The sequence below is a fragment of the Enterobacter sp. kpr-6 genome, assembly GCF_900116015.1.
Taxonomy (GTDB): Bacteria; Pseudomonadota; Gammaproteobacteria; order Enterobacterales; family Enterobacteriaceae; genus Enterobacter_D.
Genome location: NZ_FOYH01000001.1, coordinates 595,556 through 617,443, shown reverse-complemented (window position 1 = coordinate 617,443; position 21,888 = coordinate 595,556). Strand labels below are relative to the sequence as shown.

The following is a 21,888-nucleotide window of genomic DNA, read 5'->3' as shown; positions in this document are numbered from 1 at the left end:
AGGGCGAGCGAAGCGAGTCAATCCCCTCCTCACCGCCATATTTAGAGAAGAGCCCGCATGAAAATGCGGGCTTTTTTGCATCTGCGCTCAGGGGGGATGAGAAGCCCCGACCGGGGTTTGACAAAATCATCACACTTATTTTTCAGTACAATTATTATTTATTGTCAAATCAAAAAAACATCAGCACTATGATTCCTTATCATATACATAGCGTGATGACAAATTATCAGTTAAGTTAAAATAGCATATACAATGGAGGAAAGAATTATAAAAACAAACACCCAACTCAATCTATAAAATACATTATTTGCTCCACGCCCTGACCGGGAAAGAAAAACATTATCACTTGATATAAATTTTCCAGACACCTTACGATAACGAACAATATAATAAATACAATGACCCGGCATGAGCAATGTGAATAGCACACCAGCGGCCTTATGCGAAAAAATCGTCAGCAACAAACTCGCGATGATAATACCCAGATAGACTATTGCAGCCGTAGATTCCATTTTTTCTAGTTGATTTCTAACGACATTATCATGTAACTCTTTCCAGCGACGAAGTGTGCTAACACTAAACCCATATTTTTCGCACAGTTTTTTATTAGGCACGCCATCTTTAGCTTGCCGAAGAAATTCTGTAATTTGTTCATCTGTAAAGCGCTTTCTACTCATTGACGTCATTCCTTCGCAATCAATCTTTAACATTTTCTGTAATACTCTTTATTTTTAGCGTAATAGAGTTTGATGCCTGTTGCTCTGTGTTTTTCACCGTGGAACGCTTTCCTGAGGTATTTTGGCCAAAAACGATGCGATATTACCGTTCCATCGGATATGCGCTAAGCTCTTTTCATCCCGCATTGGAAACTCTTATTGATTTTTTGTTTAGCCTTTGCAGTTGCCGGACTGCACGGTGTTTTAACAAATCAACAGGGGTTTTGATAACTGGCTCAAAGTTGAAAGCTTTCCGAAACCTCCAGTCTCGCTGGAGGTTTTCTATAGACAAAAGCCCGTATAAAAATACCGGCAAAATTACACTTTTTAATGCGCCGAACTCTTCGACCAGAGATTAATCACCAGTACGCCGGCGCAGATCAGCGTCATACCCACAATGGCGGGAAGATCCAGTTTTTGCCCGCTTAAAAGCCAGGCCGCAAGGCTAATCAGCACAATTCCCGCTCCCGACCAGATAGCGTAGGCCACCCCGGTGGGAATATGGGAAAGCGTCTGGGAGAGCAGATAAAACGCCGCGCAGTAACACACGATAGTCACGACGGAAGGCCACAGCCGGGTAAACCCTTCCGAGTATTTCATCACCGTTGTACCGACGACTTCAGCGACGATCGCGGCACCTAAATAGATATATGGATTCATAGCTCTCCCCTGAATACGCATAACTTATTATTTTTCATGGTCATAATAAGTTAGCTTCACGACGAATAAATGACAGTTCAGAATGCATTTTTCTGACGATAAGGTCAAAGGCAGGTGTGGATAGCGGGCTTATCCCCTCACCCCAGCCCTCTCCCCAGGGGAGAGGGAGCGGTCCGTGCTCTGCTGATTGTTCATTGCGTAACCGAACGCGCAAGGACGCATAAAATCTGCTTGACCGTTTTAGCTCAACTCCCTATAGTAGCGCCCCGTTGCCCCCTACGGGACGGCAGCAAAACAATATGGTGAGGTGTCCGAGTGGCTGAAGGAGCACGCCTGGAAAGTGTGTATACGGCAACGTATCGGGGGTTCGAATCCCCCCCTCACCGCCATATTTAAAGAAGAGCCTGCTTGAAAATGCGGGCTTTTTTGCATCTGCGCTCAGGGGGGATGAGAAGCCCCGACCGGGGTTCGACAAATGCGCCCGCGCATTTGGACAGCTGACGAGCCTGCGAGGAAGCTGCCCGCAGGGCGAGCGAAGCGAGTCAATCCCCCCCTCACCGCCATATTTAAAGAAGAGCCCGCATGAAAATGCGGGCTCTTTTTGCATCTGCGCTCAGGGGGGATGAGAAGCCCCGACCGGGGTTCGACAAATGCGCCCGCGCATTTGGACAGCTGACGAGCCTGCGAGGAAGCTGCCCGCAGGGCGAGCGAAGCGAGTCAATCCCCCCTCACCGCCATATTTAGAGAAGAGCCCGCATGAAAATGCGGGCTTTTTTGCATCTGTGCTATTAATACATTCACCAATAATTTAAATGATATTTTTATTTTCAAGCTGCTGAAGCATCATTTTTTGCACTTGTATTACGTGAGGGGCATCTATTTTCTCGCGTAAAATATATACGCCCACGATATTTTTCTGTCCTTGTTGTGTGCCTTTTAACGGGATGATGTGGTGAGCGGCAAAATAATCCGCCATACATGCCGGGTATGACTGCAGCACGGCGTCCGAATGATTCAGCATATCAATTGCCGAGACTAACGAGTTGGTCGACCAGACCACCTGCTCTGTCAGATGCAGCCGGTTTCTGCTCAATTTCTGTTGCTGTACATCCTCGACAATTTGCCGGTAGCGTTTCTCATCCGGTGTTAACTTCAGGTGAGGGAAATCCAGTAGTGCTTCCGGCGTCACCTTCTGCCCGCATAACGGATGCCCGTCTCGCGCGAACATGCTGTCCGTAACGGTGAAAAGGGGATGAAAATGAATCCCGACTCGTGGGTTAAGCCCGTGGATTTCATGACCGATAAATAAATCGATATCCCCACTTAACAGGAGATCGATAAGCCGGAGATGATTTCCCAGGTCGATATGAATGTTTACTTCCGGATGGAGCATTCGGTAGCGGTTAAAACAGTCGCTAACAAACAGATGCCACCAGGCATGGCCGGTGCCGATGCGTAAATTATGCGTTTGCCTTTCCTTAAAGGATTCCAGTTTTATCAGGGTATTGCTGTAAATGCGCTGCATCATCTGCGCCTGTTCAAGCAGCAGATCGCCATACTCCGTCGTTGTCACTCCGCTGGCCGTCCGTTCAAACAACGGTATGCCCAGCCTTGCCTCCAGTTTTTTCATGTTTTGCGTCAGTGTGGGCTGGCTCAGATGCAATTTTTTTGCTGCATGACTCACATTTTTAAGCAAAGCGACTTCGATGAACTGCGCAAGAATTTTATCCACGGTCACAATTCTCCCCAATGATATAGGTTTTGCCTATATCGTAAGGCAGAAAATCAATTTCCAGCAATGCCCAACATTCGATAATGTACGCAGCAGATCCCCTCATCTGTCTTTTACCGCTATATCAACAGGGACAGATCGCCAAATAACTATTCATACAGTGATTAGTTTAGCCGCTAACAGGACTTTAGCGTGCAACCAGAAAGATAGTTTTAATTTAAGAGTGCCGGTGGTATACATGAAACCCAATAAATGGTGGTCAGAAAGCGTTATCTATCAAATTTATCCTAAGAGCTTTTATGACTCTGATGCTGATGGCGTGGGTGATATTCGGGGGATAATCCAGAAACTGGATTACATTAAAATGCTAGGCACCGACATTATCTGGTTATCCCCAATAAACACGTCGCCTTTTATAGATAATGGTTATGATATTAGCGATTATTACTCCATCTCTCCCGTTTTCGGTTCGATGAGTGATTTTGATGAATTGCTCGCCGAGGCAAACAAGAGACAAATCGCCATAATGCTTGATATCGTTGTTAATCACACGTCAGATCAGCATTACTGGTTTCAGGAAGCCAAAAAATCACGTCATAATAAATATCGTAATTATTATATCTGGCGGGATGGTGTTAATAATGGTGCGCCTAACGATTTGAGTTCTAACTTTGGTGGTTCTGCCTGGGAGTATGATGAGACAACCGGACAGTATTACCTTCACTTTTATAGTAAACAACAGCCCGACTTAAACTGGGAAAACCCTGAAGTCAGAAAAGAAATATGGGCAATGATGAATTTCTGGATCAACAAAGGGGTGAAAGGATTCAGATTAGATGTTATTGATCTTATAGGAAAAATACCCGATCTGGAAATTAAAGAAAATGGTCCGCAGTTGCATGCCTATTTACAGGAAATGCACCAGAACGTGCTGGACGGTAAGGATATTGTCACCGTTGGTGAAACGTGGGGGGCTACGGTGGATAACGCCAGCCTTTATTGCGATCCGCGACGTAAAGAACTGGATATGATTTTTCAGTTTGAACATATGCAACTGGACAAAATTGCGGGTAAAAGTCGCTGGGACATCAAACCCCTTGACCTGTACGAACTTAAAGATGTGATGAGCCGCTGGCAACGTGCACTGCAAGTTAATGGCTGGAATAGTTTATTCTGGAATAACCATGACTTACCGCGCATTGTGTCCCGCTGGGGGAATGACGCTGACTGCCGCATTGCAAGTGCTAAAATGCTGGCGACATTGCTCCACGGCATGAAGGGCACCCCCTATATCTATCAGGGGGAAGAAATTGGAATGACAAATTTCAGACCTCGCACGCGTAAAGATTATATTGATGTTGAAACAAAAGGAATTATTCGCGAACGCCTGGCGTCTGGCTTTGATGAAGCAGCGCTTGATCACGCATTATATTTGAAAGCGCGTGACAACGCGCGAACCCCTGTGCAATGGGATGCCTCGCCTAACGCGGGTTTCACCGCCGGAATACCATGGATGAAACTCAATGAAAACTATCCATTTATTAATGTTCAGCAGTGCCTGGACGACAAAAACTCTGTCTTTTATCACTATCAAAAATTGATCGCCTTACGAAAAACGGAGCCGTTATTTATTACCGGCGAGTATGAACTGATATATGAAGATGACCCGGATATTTTTGCCTACTACCGAAATGGCACCGATGAATCTTTATTAATCATTTGTAATTTTCATAATGTCACTACACAGTTCTCTCTTACAGACAATAACATTCACGAATGCTCTTGCCTGTTAAGTAACTATAAAAAACCAGAGGGCGACGTTTCCCGTTTAACGCTACGCCCTTATGAAGCCATTATTTATAAAATCAAATATAATGGAGTAAACGATGTCCAGTCATGACGTACTTAAAACAACTCAGGCATTAGTTTCTTTTCTGGGAGGTAAGGAAAACATTATCGAGGCTTCTCACTGTGCAACGCGACTGCGCCTGGTACTGAAAGATGAGTCTATTGTTAACACAGAGGAGATCACCCAATTACCTCTGGTAAAAGGTCAGTTCAGCAATGCCGGGCAATACCAGATAATTATAGGCACAGGTACAGTAAATCAGGTTTATAAAGAGTTTATCAGGGTGACAGGACTCGCCACCAGCACGACTGGCGATGTAAAGAAAGCATCGTTACAGAAATTAAATCTCTTCCAGCGGCTAATTAAAGCCATTTCAGATGTTTTTGTGCCTATTATTCCGGCACTGGTGGCGGCAGGTTTGCTGTTAGGTATAAATAATATTCTCACGGCACAGGGTATTTTTTATCAGGATGAATCGTTAGTTCAGCATTTTCCCGCGATAACCGGACTCGCTGATATGGTTAACACCTTCTCAAGCGCGGCGTATATTTTCTTACCCATACTCATCGGATTTTCTGCCACTGCATCCTTTGGTGGCAATCCTTATCTGGGTGCCGTCGTGGGGATGATTATGGTTCATCCCGCATTATTAAATGCGTATTCCTACGGAGAAGCTTTACTCAGCCATAATGTCCCCTTCTGGTCCATTCAGGCATTACATATTGAAAAGGTGGGCTATCAGGGAACGATTTTCCCTGTTCTGGCGGCATCATGGATTTTGGCTACTCTGGAAACGCAAATAAGAAAAGTGATCCCTGAGATTCTGGACAGCATCCTGACGCCCCTTTTATCCGTTTTCATCACTGCTTTCCTGGTGTTCTCTGTCGTGGGCGGCGCGTTACGCGCGGCGGGAGACAGTTTAGCGCATGGCCTGATTTGGTTATTTGAATTTACGGGTGTGATTGGCGGTGGCTTATATGGTTTTGTGCTTTCACTGGTTAATATGACCGGATTACATCACAGCCTGTTGCCTGTCGATATCCAGATGATCGCCGCCGGAGGATCGTTATTGCTGGCCCTGGCCGCCTGTAATAACGTCGCTCATGGCGGTGCCGCGTTAAGTGTGATGCTCCTGACGCGTGATAAAAAACTCAAAGGCATGGCATTATCATCAGGCGTCTCCGCTTTCCTCGGCATCAGTGAACCGGCGATGTTTGGGGTTAACCTTAAACTACGCTTCCCTTTCCTGTGTGCGATGATCGGATCGGCACTGGGATGCGCTTATTCTATCCATAAACATATTATTAATATCGCCCCCGGCCCGGCAGGTTATATTGGATTTTTATCAATAAAGCCTGTTGATATGGTTAATTTCTTTGTGGCTACCACTATTTCACTGATTGCCACCTTTACGCTTTGTTTTATTATCGGCAAATACAAGAAGCTCGAATAATCACGACAGCGAACGGTACCGCAAACTCCCTTTTAGTGGGCAATCTGGATTAATGACACGCGGATTCTGAATGATAAATTCACAAATATCGTTGCCCGCTATTTTGTTAGCGGTTATGCGGGGGCAACCCAAAGCGCAACAGGATGCGCACTATCCTGGCTGGCATCTGGCCCCGGTCACGGGGTTAATGAACGATCCGAACGGATTTATTCATTTTAATGGCCGGTACCATTTGTTTTATCAATGGAATCCGCTGAGTTGCCAGCATCAACATAAATGCTGGGGCCACTGGAGTTCAGAGGATTTGCTCCACTGGCAACATGAGCCTCTGGCGCTGATGCCGGATTCCGACTATGACCGAAACGGCTGTTATTCAGGCAGCGCAATAGACGATCATGGCCGGTTAACGCTCTGCTATACCGGTAATGTGAAATTTGATGAGGGTACGCGTACCGCCTTCCAGTGCCTTGCCGTGCAAAATGCGGAGGGCCGGTTCGAAAAGCAGGGCCCGGTTATCGCCCTGCCGGAAGGCTATACCGGTCATGTGCGCGATCCTAAATTGTGGCGTTGCGGACAACACTGGTACATGGTGTTAGGTGCCCAGGATCTTGGGCGACGGGGAAAGGTTTTGTTATTTCGTTCAGCGGATCTCAGGGAGTGGGAGAACATGGGCGAGATAGCGGGCAGCGATACTGGCGGCCTGGGAGCCGCGGGCTATATGTGGGAATGCCCGGATTTATTTACGCTTGGCCATCATACTTATTTACTCTGCTGCCCGCAGGGCCTGCCACAGGAACCGCAGCGCTTCCTTAATACTTATTCCAGCGCCTACCTTAGCGGCAAGTTTGACGAGCAAACGCTCACTTTCCAGCACGGCCCGCTGCATGAGCTGGATGCCGGTTTTGAATTTTATGCGCCTCAGACAACCCTGACGGCAGACGGAAGACGGTTACTGGTCGGCTGGATGGGCGTCCCGGATGGCGAAGAGATGAGTCAGCCTACAATTGGTTATGGCTGGCTCCACCAGATGACCTGCCTGCGTGAACTTTCCTCACGTAATGGAAAACTTTATCAGCAGCCGATTGTGGAATTACAGGCACTGCGGGGCGACATGCAGACGTATGAAGGGAGTGCAAACGCCGCACCGTGGTTATCTGCACAACGTCTTGAACTTAGGGTGGAGAGCAGTGGCGGAATAACGTTGAACTTTGCCGACACGCTGATTCTGGAATGGCAGCAGGACCAGCTACGGCTTGCCCGGCGTAGTCTGCATACCGGTGAATGGCTAGTTCGCTACTGGACAGGCGCGGTACGCGGACTTCACATACTTTGCGATCATTCCAGCGTGGAGATTTTTATAAACGATGGCGAAGGAGTGATGAGCAGTCGCTATTTCCCGACGCAGCCAGCGCTGCTCACTTTTAGCGGAGATAACCCTCTGCGCGCCCGCTACTGGTCACTGCGTGCCTGCCCCGTTGAATAATCTTGCCTGAACGCCCGGTGAATAAAACCAAAGCCCGGTTTCCCGGGCTTTGTCATCATGTTTATTACGTTCAATAGTACGCTTGCAGCGTGCGCTGGCAAAGAGCCGAACGCACGCAGTCATCTTTGGTAAAGCGTACAACACCAATCATCTCATCTTCCTCAAAACGTGCCAGCGCATCGCTCAGGCCGGACTGGACGCCCGACGGCAGATCGCACTGGGTGATGTCACCATTTACGATGACGGTCACGTTCTCCCCGAGGCGAGTCAAAAACATCTTCATTTGCGCAGCGGTCACGTTCTGAGCCTCGTCAAGAATGACGACCGCATTTTCAAATGTACGTCCGCGCATATAGGCGAACGGCGCGATTTCCACCTTACCGATCTCTGGTCGCAGGCAGTATTGCATAAAGGACGCGCCCAGCCGTTTCAACAGCACGTCATAGACGGGCCGGAAATAGGGAGCGAACTTCTCCGAGATATCACCGGGCAAGAAGCCGAGATCTTCGTCGGCTTGCAGGACCGGTCGGGTGACTATGATCCTCTCCACGTCCTTATGGATCAGAGCCTCCGCCGCTTTCGCTGCGCTGATCCAGGTCTTACCGCATCCGGCTTCACCGGTTGCAAAGATAAGCTGTTTACTCTCAATTGCATTCAGGTAGTGCGCCTGAGCTTCGTTACGCGCTGCGACTGGAGAGGTATCCCGGCTGTCCCGCGCCATGCCAATTGCTTCTACGCCACTCATCTGCACAAGCGAGGTGACCGACTCTTCTTCACGTTGTTTGTGACTGCGTGAATCCCGTCTCAGCACACGTTTTGCTTCACGACGAGCTTTGATCACTGCTTTTTGTCTTCCCATGGATCGCACCTTGAGTTGTTGGTTTACATCACACGCGTCACTGTCGACGCGATTATGCGCACGAACGTCTGAGGTTTGGCTTCCTTGTAAGCCATGACTTGCCTGACAAAATGACGCAACAAAACGACCGCCAATGTCATCTGCTGCATCGGTATACACAAGAATTGTTGGGGAGGAGGAAAATTTAACGGCGAGGAAATCGCTGGCGGTAGAAGAGTTACCGCACCGGGCTTTGCGGGATGTTTCAATGCGTTGTCCAGTACAGGACGTTACCATTCGCGATCTCCATTGTGAAACTCATCACTGCCGGGAACTACGACTGCTGCTTTAATTACAACAAAAATTATCAAAAATGCAACATCATATTTACGAAAAAGTAACGCAATACCTCACCCTTTTACTTAGGGAAGTTTCTGACATTTATATTACAGAAATATAACAAGGGCTTGCCCATACAAAAAAATGATGGTTAAAAGCGCGAAAAAGTGTGAGCAAATACATCAGGCGCGTACACCCTGCCGTTGCCGGCAGAGTGTGACGATTCAGGCTTCAAGCAGGGATTGCGCGAGGTAGTGTTTTTCGTCCACCACGCCCGGTAAAACAAAGAAATAACCGCCGCCGATGGGCTTGATGTACTCCTCCAGCGCCTCGCCGTTGAGCCGTTTTTGCACCGTCAGAAAACCCTTTTCCAGATCGTGCTGATAACAGACAAACAGCAATCCCATATCCAGCTGCCCGGCGTTGGTGACGCCCAGCGAATAGCTGTAGCCACGACGCATCATCAGGCTGGACTGCGTCTGCGGCGTGCGCGGATTCGCCAGCCGGATATGGCTGTCGAGAGCGATCACATCGCCATCCGGGTCGCTGGCATAATCCGGCACGTCGTGCTCTTTCAGCATCCCCAGCGGCGCACCGCTGTGCTTGTTGCGCCCGAAAATCGTCTGCTGCTCTTTCAGCGGCGTGCGATCCCAGAACTCAACGTGAAACTGAATGATGCGCACTGCCTGATAGCTGCCGCCACGGGTCCACGCCGGTTCATTCTGATCGGCACTGACCCAGACCACCTCCTGCATCAGCTTATCATCGCGGCTGTCCGGGTTGCCGGTGCCATCTTTGAAGCCAAGCAGATTGATCGGCGTCTCTTTGCCTTTGCTGCGCGCGGCGTGATCGGAGATAAACCCTTCGCGCTTCCAGCGCACGCTGAGCAGATCGGGCGTGTACTTGATGATGTCGCGCAGCGCATGGATCACCGTATCGCCAGTGTTGGCGCAGATCTGCAACAGCACGTCGCCATGACAAAGCGCCGCGTCCAGCGAATCATTTGGAAAGCGCGTCATCTTTTCGAGTTTTACTGGCGCATGGGCGCTTAAACCAAAGCGCTCATCAAACAGCGATTTGCCGAGCGAAACGGTAATGGTGAGATTATCCGGGGCAATGAATTCCCCCAGGATGCCGGAATCCATTGGCGGCATACGCGGATTAGGCGTGTCCGGCGCGGGGCCGCCCGCGGTCAGAAACGCAATGCGCTGCGTGAGCAGACGGAAAAGACGCTCCAGTTCGGCTTTATCGCTGGCCAGCACATCGAACGCCACCAGCATCATTGACGCCTGTTGCGGCGTCAGCACGCCCGCCTGATGAGGACCGTAAAACGGCTGCTTTTCCATTCGCGCGTCAGGTGAAACGGTCCCCGGTGCACTGACCGGTTTTGCCGCATGCGCGACCGGGCAGCCCCCGGTGAGCGCCAGCGCGCCTCCCAGCGCGCCAATACTTTTCAGCAAACGACGACGCGAGGGTTCACTCACGCCGTATTCTTCATCTTTTTTCATTCATCTAGTCCAGACCGAGCACGCCACGCAGTTGCGCCAGATCTTCTGCCAGGGTAGTAATCGGCCCTTTAAGCGCATTACGGTCAGCGTCGGTCAGCTTGTCATAGGTTTCGAAGCCCTCTTTAGTGCGATATTTCGCCAGAATGGTATCGACCTTTTTAAAGTTGGCATCCACTTTCGCCAGTAACTCGCTGTTGTTCTTTTGCAGTTGCGGACGCAGTAAATCCACGATCTTTTGCGCGCCGTCAACGTTAGCCTGGAAGTCCCACAGATCGGTGTGGCTGTAGCGATCTTCTTCGCCGCTGATTTTGCTGGCGGCGACTTCTTCAATCAGGCCCGCCGCGCCACCCACCACTTTAGACGGCGGGAAAGCCAGCTCGCTGATGCGTTTTTGCAGTTCCAGCACATCGGTGTTGAGCTGTGCGGCGTACTGTTCCATGCCTTTGGTGGAGTTGTCGCCAAACAGCGCTTTCTCCAGGCGGTGGAAACCGGTGAATTTCGGATCGGCCGCTTTCTGCTCATAATCATCTTCGCGGGCGTCAATGCTGCCGTCGAGATCGGAGAAGAGTTCAGCAATCGGCTCAATGCGCTCGTAGTGCTGGCGCGTCGGCGCGTATAGCGATTTGGCTTTTTCGATATCGCCCGCTTTCACCGCGTCGGTAAAGGCTTTGGTGCCGGAAACCAGCCCTTCCATCTCTTTGGTGACATAAGCTTTATAATCGGTAATGGGTCCGGTCAGGCTTAAGAGAGCGTTGCCCTGCGCGGCATCGCCCGTCGCATCGCCTTTGACGATCAGCTTGCCTTTCGGGTTGGTCAGCAGGCCACAGGTCATGTCATATTCACCTGGCTGCAAGTTGGCGGTCAGTTTTTGACTAAAACCAGGGGCGATGTTCTCGCGCTCTTCCACCACCATTACGCCTTTGAGGATCTCCCACTCCAGCGCTTTCTGGCTGTGGTTGAGGATCACAAACTGGGTTTTACCGGCGTTGACCGTGACGGTCATCGGTTCACACTGTTTGTCTGTCACGGTGACTTTAACCTGAGGAATATCCGCAGCCCCGGCGCTCATCGCGCAGGAGAATAAGGCTGCGATACCAGCCTGCAAAGCAGTACGACGATATTGTATGGCCATGACCTTCCCTTTAATGAGTATGTTGTAACTAAGAAAGACAAATTTCCCGTCAATGCTAAGGCGTCATGCGCGATGGCTGAACGCCCGAACGCGGCGGCAGCGCGAACAGCACCAGCGCCGGGATCAAATAGATAAACCACACCGCCACTTCGCTGACGCTTGGCGTTTCCTGATAGCCGAAAATCCCCTCCAGCAGCGTACCCAGCAGGGTGTGCGTGCTGAGGGTATTGCTCATATCAAACGCCACGTTCTGGAAATAGTTCCACAGGCCCGCTTCATGGAAAGCGCGGATCGCACCGGCGGCAAGGCCTGCTGCAACCAGTAAAATAAACAGGCTGGTCCATTTGAAAAAGGCCGCCATGTTCAGACGCACGCCGCCCCAGTAAATCAGAAAGCCCAGCACGACCGCCGTGGCGAGGCCTGCCATTGCCCCCACTGGCGGCCAGATGCCCACATCCTGCTGAAACGCCGCCAGCAGGAAGAACACCGATTCCAGCCCTTCACGCGCGACAGCGAAAAACACCATGCCGATCAGCGCCCAGCCGTGGTGATTGCCTTTTTGCAGAGCGTTATCCACCGCCTGCTCCAGTTGCACCTTCACGTTGCGCGAGACTTTACGCATCCAGAACACCATCCACGTCAGGATCACCACCGCGATGACCGCGACGATACCTTCGAACAGCTCCTGCTCTTTTTGCGGGAATTCACCGGTGGTTTCGTTGATCAGAATGCCCAGTCCGAGGCAAAGCGCGGCGGCGAGAAATACCCCGATCCACATCACGCCCAGCCAGCGCCCGCGCCGGGTGCGTTTCAGGTAGCTGGCGATCAGGCTGACAATCAGCGCTGCCTCAAGTCCTTCACGTAACATAATGAGAAATGGCACAAACATGCGTAAAAAACCCTTAAATGTTAATCGCTGTCAACGGATGCAAAGAAACGTAAAAATAGAATGATAGTGATTATCATTACGACGAGACGAAACACAAGGAAAATCTGATTCGAATAATCACAGGATGTAAACGGTTAGCGGGGTAAGGAAAAGCAGGTGCGAGATGGCTGGACAATAAAACGGCGGGTTGCCCCGCCGTGAGTCAGAGTGAAACGTGGATCAGCGAAGGTTATTTCGCTTCTAACGCCGTTTCAGATTTGTTGTTGTAATGCGCATCAGCATCAGCAAAACGCTGCTGCATCGCCGCTGACGGCGCTTTACCCAGCAGGCTGAAGACCACAATACCGATGCTGCCGAAAATAAAGCCCGGAATGATTTCATACAGGCCAAGCAGTGCATAATGCTTCCAGACGATCACGGTTACCGCACCGATAATCATCCCGGCCAGCGCGCCATTGCGGGTCATCCGCGACCACAGCACGGAGAACAGGACCACCGGGCCAAACGCTGCGCCGAAGCCTGCCCAAGCATAGCTCACCAGACCAAGCACACGGTTTTCCGGATTTGCCGCCAGCGCAATCGCCACCAGCGCGACCACCAGCACCATCACACGCCCAACCCAGACCAGTTCCGTCTGACTTGCGCCTTTACGCAGAAACGCCTTATACAAATCTTCGGTGATCGCGCTGGAGCACACCAGCAACTGACAGCTCAGGGTGGACATCACCGCCGCCAGAATTGCCGACAGTAAAATCCCGGCGATCCACGGGTTAAACAGGATTTGCGCCAGTTCGATAAACACGCGCTCGGCGTTCTGGTTCACCGCGCCCGCCTCTGCCGGGTTGTTATTGAAGTACGCAATGCCGAAGAAGCCGACTGCCACCGCACCTGCAAGACAGAGGATCATCCAGGTCATGCTGATACGACGCGCATGGACGATGGTGTGGTGGGAATCCGCCGCCATAAAACGCGCCAGAATATGCGGCTGACCAAAGTAGCCCAGCCCCCAGCCCATCAGCGACACGATGGCAACGAAGTTCAGCCCTTTCAGCATATCCACGTTTTCGATGCTTTTTAGCTTGATCACTTCCAGCGAATCACCAAACCCGCCAACCGAAATAATCACCATCACCGGCGTCAGGATCAGGGCGAAAATCATCAGGCTCGCCTGCACCGTATCCGTCCAGCTCACGGCCAAAAAGCCGCCGATAAAGGTATAAGCGATGGTGGCTGCCGCCCCCGCCCAGAGTGCGGTTTCGTAGCTCATGCCAAAGGTGCTTTCAAACAGACGCGCACCGGCAACGATGCCGGAGGCACAGTAGATGGTAAAGAACAGCAGGATCACCAGCGCGGAAATAATGCGCAACAGGCGGCTTTTATCTTCAAAACGCCCGGTGAAATAATCCGGTAACGTCAGCGCGTTATTGTTGTACTCGGTATGTACACGCAGACGGCCCGCGACCAGCTTCCAGTTGATCCATGCGCCCAGCGTCAGGCCGATGGCAATCCAGCTTTCAGAAATCCCGGAGATGAAAATCGCGCCAGGCAGCCCCATCAGCAGCCAGCCGCTCATATCAGAAGCCCCTGCCGACAGCGCGGTCACAAAGGGACCCAGGCTGCGCCCGCCAAGAATATAATCGTCAAAGTTTTTCGTCGAACGCCACGCGACAAAACCTATCAGGATCATGCCAAAAATATAAATTAAAAACGTCACCATCATTGGTGTGCTAATTGCCATTCAAAGATCTCCAGAATTATTTATCGGCAAAAATACTTGCCGCGTGCGCCCTTTCCGGAACGGGGAAAAGCGTCACTCTTTATGGGGCGACCGTATCCTGCCGCAAGCGTTGCTGAACCACAATCGATTTAACACAGCATTTACATCAAATTCATCCCTGATTTCTGCATGTTTTCCTGGAGGTTGCACTCGCTCACATTTTTTTTGGTTGCACCTTAAAAAACTGTTAAGCGCCGCATAATTCCTGGCGCTCCGCATAACGGGTGATTCCTTTTTCGGCGTTACCTGTCATTAACAATTCAGACATTTTTGAGCTTGCAAGCCAGGTCACATTTAACATGGTTGCACAAAGTTGCAACATGCTGGATAGTCGGCTAATCAAAAAAGTAATCCAACAGAATAAAGGGAGTACGGAAGATGGCTGCCACCACCATGGGGGTTAAACTTGACGATGCCACGCGCGAAAGAATTAAATCAGCGGCGACGCGAATTGACCGCACGCCGCACTGGTTAATTAAACAGGCCATTTTTAATTATCTGGAAAGACTCGAAAATGACGAGCCGCTGGCAGAGATTGCGGCAAGTGGTGAGATCGAAGAGACGACCGCGCCGGTTGAAGAAAACCACCAGCCGTTCCTCGACTTTGCTGAACATATTCTGCCGCAGTCGGTGACCCGCGCCACCATCACCGCGGCGTATCGCCGCCCGGAAACCGATGCGGTGCCGATGCTGCTGGAGCAGGCGCGCCTGCCGGAGCCGGTGGCCAGCGCCGCGCATAATCTGGCGTACCAGCTTGCCGAAAAATTGCGTAACCAGAAAACCGCCACCGGGCGTGCTGGCATGGTGCAAAGCCTTTTGCAGGAGTTCTCCCTCTCCTCGCAGGAAGGCGTTGCGCTGATGTGTCTGGCGGAAGCGCTGCTGCGTATTCCCGATAAAGCCACCCGCGATGCGTTAATCCGCGACAAAATCAGCAACGGCAACTGGCAGTCGCACATTGGCCGCAGCCCGTCGCTGTTCGTTAACGCCGCCACCTGGGGCCTGCTGTTTACCGGGCGTCTGGTCTCCACCCATAATGAAGCCAGTCTCTCCCGTTCACTGAACCGGATTATCGGCAAGAGTGGCGAACCGCTGATCCGCAAAGGGGTGGACATGGCGATGCGCCTGATGGGTGAGCAGTTCGTCACCGGGGAAACCATCGCCGAAGCGCTGGCTAACGCCCGCAAGCTGGAAGAGAAAGGCTTCCGCTATTCCTACGATATGCTCGGTGAAGCGGCCCTGACGCAGGCCGATGCCCAGGCCTACATGATCTCCTATCAACAGGCGATCCATGCCATCGGCAAAGCCTCCAACGGTCGCGGCATTTATGAAGGACCGGGGATCTCCATTAAGCTGTCGGCGCTGCACCCGCGCTACAGCCGCGCCCAGTACGAGCGCGTGATGGAAGAACTTTACCCGCGTCTGAAATCCTTAACCCTGCTGGCGCGCCAGTACGACATCGGCATTAACATCGACGCTGAAGAAGCCGACCGGCTGGAGATCTCCCTCGACCTGCTGGAAAAACTCTGCTTCGAGCCAGAACTGGCGGGCTGGAACGGCATTGGCTTCGTGATCCAGGCTTACATGAAGCGCTGTCCGTTCGTGATCGATTACTTGATCGATCTCGCGACCCGCAGCCGTCGCCGCCTGATGATCCGCCTGGTAAAAGGCGCGTACTGGGACAGCGAAATCAAGCGCGCGCAAATGGAAGGCCTGGAAGGGTATCCGGTTTACACCCGCAAGGTGTACACCGACGTTTCTTACCTCGCCTGCGCCAAAAAACTGCTGGGCGTGCCGAATTTGATCTACCCGCAGTTCGCCACCCACAACGCCCACACCCTGGCGGCGATTTATCAGCTTGCCGGGCAGAACTATTATCCGGGGCAATATGAATTCCAGTGCCTGCACGGTATGGGCGAGCCGCTCTACGAGCAGGTGGTAGGCAAAATCGCCGACGGCAAACTCAACCGTCCGTGCCGCATTTATGCCCCGGTCGGCACCCATGAAACGCTGCTGGCTTACCTGGTGCGTCGCCTGCTGGAAAACGGCGCGAACACCTCGTTCGTTAACCGCATCGCGGACACCACGCTGCCGCTCGACGAACTGGTGGCCGATCCGGTTGCCGCCGTCGAAGCGCTGGCAGCGAAAGAAGGCGCAGCCGGGCTGCCGCATCCGAAAATCCCGCTGCCGCGTGAACTGTACGGCAACGATCGCCTGAACTCTGCGGGTCTGGATCTGGCGAACGAGCACCGCCTCGCCTCTCTCTCCTCCGCCCTGCTCAACAGCGCCCTGCAAAAATGGCAGGCCACGCCGATGCTGGAAGCGCCGGTGGCTGACGGCGAACTGACGCCGGTGATCAACCCCGCCGAGCCGAAAGACATTGTGGGATATGTGCGTGAAGCCACCGCTGACGAAGTGGATCAGGCGCTGGAAAGTGCCGTCAACGCCGCGCCGATCTGGTTTGCCACCCCGCCGCAGGAGCGGGCCGCGATCCTCGAACGTGCCGCGATGCTGATGGAAAACCAGATGCAGCAACTGATTGGCATTCTGGTGCGTGAAGCCGGGAAAACCTTCAGCAACGCGATTGCCGAAGTGCGCGAAGCGGTCGATTTCCTGCACTACTACGCCGGTCAGGTACAGCACGATTTTGATAACGAAACGCACCGCCCGCTGGGTCCGGTGGTCTGCATCAGCCCGTGGAACTTCCCGCTGGCGATCTTTACCGGACAGATTGCCGCCGCGCTCGCCGCAGGCAACAGCGTGCTGGCGAAACCCGCCGAGCAGACGCCGCTGATTGCCGCGCAGGGCATTGCGATTTTACGTGAAGCAGGCGTGCCGCCGGGCGTGGTGCAGCTTCTGCCCGGCCTCGGTGAGACGGTGGGCGCGCAGCTTACCACCGACGATCGCGTGCGCGGCGTGATGTTTACCGGCTCCACCGCCGTGGCGACGCTGCTGCAACGTAACCTCGCCACCCGCCTCGATGCGCAGGGTCGCCCGACGCCGCTGATTGCGGAAACCGGCGGCATGAACGCCATGATCGTGGACTCCTCCGCGCTCACCGAACAAGTGGTGGTGGACGTCATGGCCTCGGCGTTTGACAGCGCAGGCCAGCGCTGCTCGGCGCTGCGTATTCTCTGCTTACAGGATGACGTGGCCGATCACACGCTGACGATGCTCAGAGGCGCAATGGCCGAATGCCGGATGGGGAACCCCGGACGACTTTCGACCGACATCGGCCCGGTGATCGACGCGGAAGCCAAAGCCAGCATCGAAAAACATATTCAGGCGATGCGCGCCAAAGGCCGCAAGGTGTTCCAGGCGGTGCGCGATAACCGCGAGGATGCACGGGAATGGCAGAGCGGCACCTTTATCGCGCCGACGCTGATTGAGCTTGAGAGCGTCGATGAGCTGGAAAAAGAGGTCTTTGGCCCGGTGCTGCACGTGGTGCGTTACCGCCGCGATACCCTCGGTCAGCTTATCGACAGGATCAATGCGTCCGGTTACGGCCTGACGCTGGGCGTGCACACCCGCATCGATGAAACCATCGCGCAGGTCACCGGCAACGCGCACGTCGGCAATCTGTACGTGAACCGCAATATGGTTGGCGCAGTGGTGGGCGTACAGCCGTTTGGTGGCGAGGGGCTTTCCGGCACCGGACCGAAAGCGGGCGGGCCGCTCTATCTCTATCGCCTGCTGGCGAACCGTCCGGAGAATGCGCTCGCGGTGACGCTCGCCCGTCAGGACGGCGGTAACGCAGTGGACGGGCAGCTGAAAACCCTGCTGACGCAGCCGCTGACGGCGCTGACCGACTGGGCGCAGAACCGCCCGGAACTGCACGCCCTGTGCCAGCAGTATGCGCAGCAGTCGCAAAGCGGAACGCAGCGTTTACTGCCCGGACCGACCGGGGAGCGCAACACCTGGACGCTGATGCCGCGCGAGCGGGTCGCCTGTATCGCGGATAACGAGCAGGACGCCCTCACCCAACTGGCGGCGGTGCTGGCCGTGGGCAGCGAAGTACTGTGGCCGGACGATGCGCTGCATCGCGATCTGGTCAAACTTCTGCCGCAGACGGTCGCCGCGCGTATTCAGCTTGCGAACCCGGAGACGTTAGCGACGCAGCCGATGGACGCGGTGATTTTCCACGGCGATTCCGACAAGCTGCGCGTCTGGTGCGAACAGATTGCCGCCCGCGACGGGGCGATAGTTTCGGTACAGGGCTTTGCCCGCGGGGAGACCAATATCCTGCTGGAACGGCTGTACATCGAGCGCTCGCTCAGCGTGAACACCGCAGCGGCAGGCGGCAACGCCAGTCTGATGACCATCGGCTAACCCGCTGAAAACACGCCCGGCGGCGCACGCTTGCCGGGCACATCAGATCCCTGTAGGCTTTTGTTTTAACCTGTGTGGGAGACACTATGAAACGCTCAACCTTCCTTCTCGCCACCCTGCTGCTCAGCGCGCCCGCTCTTGCCGATGAGTGCGACAACGCCACGACCCAGTCCGACCTTAATCAATGCACCGCCAGCCAGTATCAGGCCGCCGATAAAAAACTTAATGACACCTACCAGACGGCGATAAAGCGGGCGAATAAACCGCAGCGCGACCTGCTGCAAAAAGCGCAACAGGCGTGGATCACCCTGCGCGATGCAGACTGCGAGTTTGTCAGTTCAGCCACCGAAGGGGGCAGCGTGCAGCCGATGGTTCATAACCAGTGCCTGCACGACAAAGCCGTGGAGCGCGAAGCCTGGCTCGCCTCGCTGTTGCAGTGTGAAGAAGGCGACCTCAGTTGCCCGCTGCCGCCGGGGAATTAACGTACGCGAATGCCTTCGACGATCATCCGCTGGACGTTATCGACCGTGCGCGCAAAGAAGGCCTCATCGGCCAGCGTCGCGCCGGTGACCGCCTCCACCTGAGTGGCGAAATCGGCGTAGTGCTGGGTGGTGGCCCAGATCATAAAAATCAGATGATGGGGATCGACGTCCGCCAGTTTACCGCTGGCGACCCATCCGGCGATGATCGCCGACTTCTCATCCACCAGCGTTTTTAAATCCCCCGTCAGTTCAGCTTTCAGCAGCGGCGCACCCTGCAACATTTCCAGGCAAAACAGCCGGGAAGCCTGCGGGTGATCCCGTGACACAGTTAACTTCAGGCGGATGTACTCTTTGATGGCGACCAGCGGCGTAAAGTCTTCACGAAAGGCTTTCAGCGGCGCAAGCCAGATGTCGAGGATCTGGCGCAACACGGCAATATAGAGCGCCTCTTTTGACGGGTAGTAATAGAGCAAATTGGTTTTTGATACCCCGGCCTGCTCCGCCACCTGCTCGATGCGCGTGCCGTGAATACCAAACTGTGAGAACAAACTCAGCGCTGCCGTCAGGATCGCGGCTCTTTTTTCACTGACCGCCTGCGAGCGCTTACCGGTTTTCTTCCCCGTATCCTGCTTCATCTATTCACTCCCTTTATCAATGCCCAGAGCATAGCAAATCTCCCTGCCCCACACGACGGAATGCTCTCTGAGCGTGCATAAGCGCCTGCTTTTTGTGCACTGAATTTGACCAGACAGTCCACATTTTAGCGCCAAAAAAGCCAACCTTTAATTAACACGTTAATAACATTGCAGTTTTCAAACCTGGCATCGCCTTTGCAAATTCCTCCTGCGAGGCTTACGGAAATGCAGGATGCAGCGCCACGACTGATTCTCCCTAATTGATGCGAGGTACGTGATGAAAATTGGTGTTTTCGTTCCGATTGGCAACAACGGCTGGTTGATCTCCACCCATGCGCCGCAGTACAAGCCAACCTTTGAGTTGAACAAAGCCATTGTGCAGAAGGCCGAGCACTATCACTTCGATTTTGCGCTGTCGATGATCAAACTGCGCGGCTTCGGCGGCAAAACCGAGTTCTGGGATCATAACCTGGAGTCGTTCACCCTGATGGCGGGGCTGGCGGCGGTGACCTCGCGGATCCAGATTTACGCCACGGCCGCCACGCTGACGCTACCCCCGGCGATCGTGGCGCGGATGGCCTCCACCATCGACTCAATTTCCGGTGGTCGCTTTGGCGTCAACCTGGTGACCGGCTGGCAAAAGCCGGAATATGAGCAGATGGGCCTGTGGCCGGGCGATGACTATTTCAGCAAGCGCTACGATTACCTGACTGAATATGTGCAGGTGCTGCGCGATCTGTGGGGCACCGGCAAGAGCGATTTCAAAGGCGAGTTCTTTACCATGAACGACTGCCGCGTCAGCCCGGTTCCCGCCTCGCCGATGAAGGTGATCTGCGCCGGACAAAGCGACGCCGGAATGGAATTTTCCGCGAAATACGCCGACTTCAACTTCTGCTTTGGCAAAGGGGTTAACACGCCCGCCGCCTTCGCACCGACCGCCGCACGCATGAAAACCGCCGCCGAAAAAGCCGGACGCGATGTGGGTTCGTATGTGCTGTTTATGGTGATCGCCGATGAAACCGACGAAGCCGCCCGCGCGAAATGGGAACACTACAAAGCGGGTGCCGACGAAGAAGCCCTCTCCTGGCTGACCGAACAAAGCCAGAAAGATACCCGCTCCGGCAGCGACACCAACGTGCGCCAGATGGCCGATCCCACGTCTGCGGTCAATATCAATATGGGTACGCTGGTCGGCTCTTACGCCACCGTTGCCCGCCTGCTGGATGAGGTCGCCACCGTCCCCGGCACCGAGGGCGTGCTGTTAACCTTTGATGATTTCCTGGAAGGCATTGAAGCCTTTGGCGAGCGCATTCAGCCGCTGATGCAGTGCCGCGCCGCGATCCCTGCTCCGACGCGGGAGGTGGCCTGATGATTACTTTTTCTGCCCGCCCGGAAGCCGTGACCTTAAAGCCGGAACAGAGCGCCCTGATCGTGATCGACATGCAGAACGCCTACGCCAGTCCCGGCGGCTATCTCGATCTCGCCGGGTTTGATGTCTCCGCCACCCGTCCGGTGATTGAAAATATCAAAACCGCCGTCAGCGCCGCGCGCGAAGCGGGCATGACGATTATCTGGTTCCAGAACGGCTGGGACGATCGCTACGTTGAAGCGGGCGGCCCCGGCTCGCCCAACTATTACAAATCCAATGCGCTGAAAACCATGCGCAAGCGCCCGGAACTTCAGGGCACGCTGCTGGCGAAAGGCGGCTGGGATTACGAACTGGTGGCGGAACTGACGCCGCAGCCCGACGACATCGTGCTGCCCAAATCGCGCTACAGCGGCTTTTTCAATACCCCACTCGACAGCATTTTACGCAGCCGGGGCATTCGCCATCTGGTGTTTACCGGCATCGCCACTAACGTCTGCGTGGAATCCACCCTGCGCGACGGCTTTTTCCTCGAATACTTCGGCGTGGTGCTGGAAGACGCCACCCATCAGGCTGGTCCGGCGTTTGCGCAACAGGCGGCGCTGTTCAACATTGAAACGTTCTTTGGCTGGGTGAGCGACGTCAGCACCTTCTGCCAGGCCCTGCAACCCGCCACCACTCACCTTGTGACTGAGGAATAACC

17 protein-coding genes, 1 tRNA gene and 1 other RNA gene are annotated in these 21,888 nt (G+C 53.6%); 10 read left to right on the top strand and 9 right to left on the bottom strand.

Annotation, left to right across the window (positions count from 1 at the left end):
- Positions 1 to 239 (top strand): hypothetical protein (locus BM373_RS21640; RefSeq protein WP_218159460.1); only part of this gene is annotated, 239 nt, incomplete at its 5' end.
- Here BM373_RS21640 and BM373_RS02825 read toward each other — a convergent pair.
- On the bottom strand, positions 231 to 710 hold the full coding sequence (locus tag BM373_RS02825) for a transposase (RefSeq protein ID WP_371261076.1): 480 nt from the start codon (positions 708 to 710) through the stop codon (positions 231 to 233). The genes BM373_RS21640 and BM373_RS02825 overlap by 9 nt on opposite strands.
- A gap of 333 nt (positions 711 to 1,043) precedes the next feature.
- Entirely contained in the window at positions 1,044 to 1,376 is a 333-nt protein-coding gene (locus tag BM373_RS02820) for an EmrE family multidrug efflux SMR transporter (RefSeq protein ID WP_090459191.1), read from the bottom strand.
- A gap of 301 nt (positions 1,377 to 1,677) precedes the next feature.
- Here BM373_RS02820 and BM373_RS02815 point away from each other — a divergent pair.
- Both BM373_RS02815 and BM373_RS02810 read left to right on the top strand, forming a co-directional pair.
- Positions 1,678 to 1,765, top strand: a tRNA-Ser gene (locus BM373_RS02815).
- A 213-nt stretch (positions 1,766 to 1,978) separates the two neighbouring features.
- A non-coding RNA gene (locus BM373_RS02810) (RtT sRNA) lies at positions 1,979 to 2,113 on the top strand.
- A 71-nt stretch (positions 2,114 to 2,184) separates the two neighbouring features.
- Here BM373_RS02810 and BM373_RS02805 read toward each other — a convergent pair.
- Positions 2,185 to 3,114, bottom strand: a complete 930-nt coding sequence (locus BM373_RS02805) for a LysR family transcriptional regulator (RefSeq protein WP_090459189.1) — start codon at positions 3,112 to 3,114, stop codon at positions 2,185 to 2,187.
- Between the two features lie 232 nt (positions 3,115 to 3,346).
- Here BM373_RS02805 and BM373_RS02800 point away from each other — a divergent pair, with 232 nt between their 5' ends.
- The 3 genes from BM373_RS02800 (at position 3,347) to BM373_RS02790 (ending at position 7,893) form a co-directional block, all read left to right on the top strand.
- Positions 3,347 to 5,008 (top strand): glycoside hydrolase family 13 protein, encoded by a 1,662-nt coding sequence (locus BM373_RS02800; protein WP_090459186.1) that lies wholly within the window; start codon positions 3,347 to 3,349, stop codon positions 5,006 to 5,008.
- Positions 4,995 to 6,410, top strand: a complete 1,416-nt coding sequence (locus BM373_RS02795; RefSeq protein ID WP_090459184.1) for a PTS transporter subunit EIIC — start codon at positions 4,995 to 4,997, stop codon at positions 6,408 to 6,410. The genes BM373_RS02800 and BM373_RS02795 overlap by 14 nt, the downstream gene beginning before the upstream one ends.
- Before the next feature lie 70 nt (positions 6,411 to 6,480).
- Positions 6,481 to 7,893, top strand: a complete 1,413-nt coding sequence (locus BM373_RS02790) for a sucrose-6-phosphate hydrolase (RefSeq protein WP_090459181.1) — start codon at positions 6,481 to 6,483, stop codon at positions 7,891 to 7,893.
- Positions 7,894 to 7,963: 70 nt separating this feature from the next.
- On the opposite strand, the gene phoH is transcribed toward BM373_RS02790, so the two are convergent.
- The 5 genes from phoH to putP all read right to left on the bottom strand — a co-directional run bounded on the left by phoH (position 7,964) and on the right by putP (position 14,337).
- Positions 7,964 to 8,752, bottom strand: coding sequence for a phosphate starvation-inducible protein PhoH (gene phoH, locus BM373_RS02785; protein ID WP_177220114.1), 789 nt, complete (start codon positions 8,750 to 8,752; stop codon positions 7,964 to 7,966).
- 542 nt (positions 8,753 to 9,294) lie between these two features.
- Positions 9,295 to 10,578, bottom strand: a complete 1,284-nt coding sequence (gene efeB, locus BM373_RS02780; protein WP_090459176.1) for an iron uptake transporter deferrochelatase/peroxidase subunit — start codon at positions 10,576 to 10,578, stop codon at positions 9,295 to 9,297.
- A 4-nt stretch (positions 10,579 to 10,582) separates the two neighbouring features.
- Entirely contained in the window at positions 10,583 to 11,710 is a 1,128-nt protein-coding gene (efeO, locus tag BM373_RS02775; RefSeq protein ID WP_090459173.1) for an iron uptake system protein EfeO, read from the bottom strand.
- Positions 11,711 to 11,765: 55 nt separating this feature from the next.
- A complete protein-coding gene (efeU, locus tag BM373_RS02770; protein WP_090459170.1) occupies positions 11,766 to 12,599 on the bottom strand; it encodes an iron uptake transporter permease EfeU in 834 nt (277 codons plus the stop codon).
- 229 nt (positions 12,600 to 12,828) lie between these two features.
- Positions 12,829 to 14,337, bottom strand: a complete 1,509-nt coding sequence (gene putP, locus BM373_RS02765; RefSeq protein ID WP_090459168.1) for a sodium/proline symporter PutP — start codon at positions 14,335 to 14,337, stop codon at positions 12,829 to 12,831.
- Between the two features lie 417 nt (positions 14,338 to 14,754).
- Between putP and putA the strand changes: the two genes are divergently transcribed.
- Together putA and BM373_RS02750 are read left to right on the top strand one after the other, a co-directional pair.
- Entirely contained in the window at positions 14,755 to 18,702 is a 3,948-nt protein-coding gene (gene putA / locus BM373_RS02755; protein WP_090459163.1) for a trifunctional transcriptional regulator/proline dehydrogenase/L-glutamate gamma-semialdehyde dehydrogenase, read from the top strand.
- Between the two features lie 86 nt (positions 18,703 to 18,788).
- Positions 18,789 to 19,184 carry a lysozyme inhibitor LprI family protein gene (locus BM373_RS02750; protein ID WP_090459162.1) on the top strand — a complete coding sequence of 132 codons (396 nt, stop codon included), beginning with the start codon at positions 18,789 to 18,791 and terminating at the stop codon, positions 19,182 to 19,184.
- Here BM373_RS02750 and rutR read toward each other — a convergent pair.
- Positions 19,181 to 19,819 carry an HTH-type transcriptional regulator RutR gene (gene rutR / locus BM373_RS02745; RefSeq protein WP_090459159.1) on the bottom strand — a complete coding sequence of 213 codons (639 nt, stop codon included), beginning with the start codon at positions 19,817 to 19,819 and terminating at the stop codon, positions 19,181 to 19,183. The genes BM373_RS02750 and rutR overlap by 4 nt on opposite strands.
- A gap of 277 nt (positions 19,820 to 20,096) precedes the next feature.
- Between rutR and rutA the strand changes: the two genes are divergently transcribed.
- Positions 20,097 to 21,188 (top strand): pyrimidine utilization protein A, encoded by a 1,092-nt coding sequence (gene rutA, locus BM373_RS02735; RefSeq protein WP_090459158.1) that lies wholly within the window; start codon positions 20,097 to 20,099, stop codon positions 21,186 to 21,188.
- On the top strand, positions 21,188 to 21,886 hold the full coding sequence (rutB, locus tag BM373_RS02730) for a pyrimidine utilization protein B (protein ID WP_090459156.1): 699 nt from the start codon (positions 21,188 to 21,190) through the stop codon (positions 21,884 to 21,886). The genes rutA and rutB overlap by 1 nt, the downstream gene beginning before the upstream one ends.
- Positions 21,887 to 21,888: the final 2 nt, after the last annotated feature.